The sequence below is a fragment of the uncultured Campylobacter sp. genome (assembly GCF_938045405.1).
Taxonomy (GTDB): domain Bacteria; phylum Campylobacterota; class Campylobacteria; order Campylobacterales; family Campylobacteraceae; genus Campylobacter_B.
This window is the reverse complement of sequence record NZ_CALIMW010000282.1, coordinates 1-2405: the sequence shown is the minus strand read 5'-3', so window position 1 is coordinate 2405 and position 2405 is coordinate 1. Positions and strand designations below refer to the sequence as shown.

The 2405-nt window shown below is 45.4% G+C and carries 5 protein-coding genes; 1 reads left to right on the top strand and 4 read right to left on the bottom strand.

Features of this window, described 5'->3' with window-relative positions; translation table 11 throughout:
- From Q0140_RS11555 to Q0140_RS11540, 4 genes are all read right to left on the bottom strand, one after another.
- On the bottom strand, positions 1-405 hold a 405-nt coding region (locus tag Q0140_RS11555; RefSeq protein WP_297964737.1), incomplete at its 3' end, for a CHC2 zinc finger domain-containing protein.
- Position 406: 1 nt separating this feature from the next.
- Positions 407-790 (bottom strand): hypothetical protein, encoded by a 384-nt coding sequence (locus Q0140_RS11550; protein ID WP_297964735.1) that lies wholly within the window; start codon positions 788-790, stop codon positions 407-409.
- A gap of 119 nt (positions 791-909) precedes the next feature.
- Positions 910-1185, bottom strand: a complete 276-nt coding sequence (locus Q0140_RS11545) for a hypothetical protein (protein WP_297964733.1) — start codon at positions 1183-1185, stop codon at positions 910-912.
- 2 nt (positions 1186-1187) lie between these two features.
- On the bottom strand, positions 1188-1958 hold the full coding sequence (locus tag Q0140_RS11540) for a helix-turn-helix domain-containing protein (RefSeq protein WP_297964732.1): 771 nt from the start codon (positions 1956-1958) through the stop codon (positions 1188-1190).
- 153 nt (positions 1959-2111) lie between these two features.
- Here Q0140_RS11540 and Q0140_RS11535 point away from each other — a divergent pair.
- Positions 2112-2405, top strand: a 294-nt coding sequence (locus Q0140_RS11535; protein ID WP_297964730.1) for a helix-turn-helix domain-containing protein, incomplete at its 3' end; no start/stop codon positions are given.

Genomic DNA, 2405 nt, shown 5'->3' with positions numbered 1-2405 from the left:
GGCGTCCGCTTTTGCGCGGGCTTCGTTTTGCTCTTGTAAAAGCTTTGCTCTAGCCTCGATCTGCGCCTTTTGCTCCTCGCTGAGTTCGCCCTTTTTGATATTGTGCGGAATGCCGAAGTATTCGCACACAGCAGCGGCGGCATCAAGCGGAGGGATGCTCTCTTTCATCTCCGTAAATCTCACGATATCGCCGCTAGCTCCGCAAGCGAAGCAGTGGAAGAAAGCTCCGCCGCTCTTGCCGTTTGCGACGCCGAGGCTCGGCGTGTCGTGGTCGTGATCGTGAAAAGGGCAGAAGCCGTTAGCCGTGCGGCCCTTAAACTCTATGCCGTATTTTGAGCTTATATAATCCCTAAACTGCTCTTTGTCGATCGTCTCTCTTATCGTTTGAAATATATTATTCTCCATGTTAATATCCCACTTCCGCGAATAGATTGTTTTGTCTTATAAAAATCCCTAGAAGCTTTGCTACGACACGAGCAAAGTCCGGGTTTTTGAACTTGAAATTTCTGAAATAAAAATAAACCGCATTGATGTTTTTGCCAGTGCGGCGAGATATAAATTTGGCTATCTCCTTTTCGCTATCGGCACACTCTAAGGCTCTGTAATAAAGCTCTGCGATGTCGTCAAAATGAGGACATTTGTAGTTTTGTCTCACGTATAGATGCCCGTCTTGTCTATAAAACCTAGCGTCGCGCCCGGTCCTTCGGTCGAAATAGGATAGGTTTTGCAGGGCCTTGCGCGGGGTTTCGTAGGTGGCGCAAGCGGACTCCAGAGACATAAACTCTCTCATAGCCCGCCGCCCTCTTTGTAAAGCGCGTATCCGATAAGCTCTAAAAGGGCAAGGCAAAGCAGGGCTACCGCCCAATCCGCAAAACCCATCTCAAGCAAAACCTCTAACATCTCCGCCCCCTATAAAATTTTCATATCCTCGGTAAATTCGATCTCGTAGATCGGACCGACGCCGCTTTTGAGCCAATCGATATTGACGTGTAAATTTTCTTTAAGCGCATACGCCCATTCAAGCAAGAAAGGGTATTGTCCATCTTTCGCCCGGTTGTAGAGGTGGCGCGAAGTGTGAAGCAGCTCGCAAAACTCTCCGAGCTTGAGGGAGTTATCGAGCCTCACTGCCTCGGCTCTTTGCGCCGGGGTGCTAAGGGTGCTAAGCAGGACGTAGTGTTTTGACATAATCAATCCTTACGTAATAAAGCGAGAATTTTTTCGATAGGATCGGAGACGCTTTGAGGACTAAAAGCCCGTATAAGCCCGACTTTTAGCTCTTTATCCGATATTTCTGCGTCGGGATCGCGAGAGTTCAAAACTGAGCGAGCCAAATTAATTTTACGCTCAGATCTCTCCATATCGCGACTAGCCTGCGCCAGATCAAACTCAAGCTTGGCAATTAGGGCATCGAGCCTTTTATACTCGCAAAGCTCCGCTTCTAGCCAATATCTAACTACCTCTACGGGTAGTTCTTTTTCAGTAGAAATCCCATCGTCTTCGCTTAAAGCAAACGCCATCTTTTTTCTTGCTTCCTCTTCGGCTTTAAAGGCGTGTTCTTCAAAAAAATCAGTTTGCGGTTCTGGAAAGAGCAGCGCTATTATCCTCTGCCATTTTTGCGGGACGGCTTTTTTGCTTATCCATTTATCTATAGATGCTTCTGTTGTGCTTAATGCTACAGCCAGCTGTCGGTCGGTTTTTATTTTCAAACGAGACTTTAGTCTATCTAGCTCCTCTCGCACCGTCATTTCTCTATCCTTATCGCCTGAAACGAGTAGCGCATCTGGGCGTATGCCGAGGGCTAGTGCTATCTGTGTGATCCTTTTTTCGGGGATATGCCCTCTAGTTTTCCAACCCGTCAATGCCTTATACGGAATCCGCAAAAACTCGCTAAGCTCCGTATCGGTTTTAACGCTGGCAAAGAAGCACGCTTTTGCTAAAATTTGGTCCACTTCGCTCATCGCAGATGCCCTTTTTGTAAATTTTCTTTTAACGCCTTTCAAAAATTATGGTATAATTTGCATAACATTTAAAAAAAAATCGTAAAGGAATTATACCTCGTTTTTCCTTGAAAATCAAGGTATTAGTAGGAAATTTCCGCAGAAGGAAAAAATATGAATGAAATAAACGAGATTTTAGGGAGATTGAGATTCCATTTCGGAGTAAAAAATGATACCGAGCTAGCCGAAGTTTTAGGTATTCCTTATAAAACATTAGACGGTTGGAAGACGAGAAAGTCTATACCTACATCAAGGTTACAAGACATAAGTAATAGCGAAAAACTATCCTTGGATTGGATAATGAAAGGCGAGGGGCTAGGGAGCACAAAAGCTCTTAGGAGATGGTGGGACGGCGGCAAACACAACAAAGAGAACGCGGACGTTAAACTCGATGGAAATATACGAGAA

Excerpts from the sequence above, each read along its gene's own strand:
- Q0140_RS11550 (WP_297964735.1), bottom strand. The coding sequence starts at position 790 with ATGAGAGAGTTTATGTCTCTGGAGTCCGCTTGCGCCACCTACGAAACC.
- Q0140_RS11540 (WP_297964732.1), bottom strand. The coding sequence starts at position 1,958 with ATGAGCGAAGTGGACCAAATTTTAGCAAAAGCGTGCTTCTTTGCCAGC.
- Q0140_RS11545 (WP_297964733.1), bottom strand. The coding sequence starts at position 1,185 with ATGTCAAAACACTACGTCCTGCTTAGCACCCTTAGCACCCCGGCGCAA.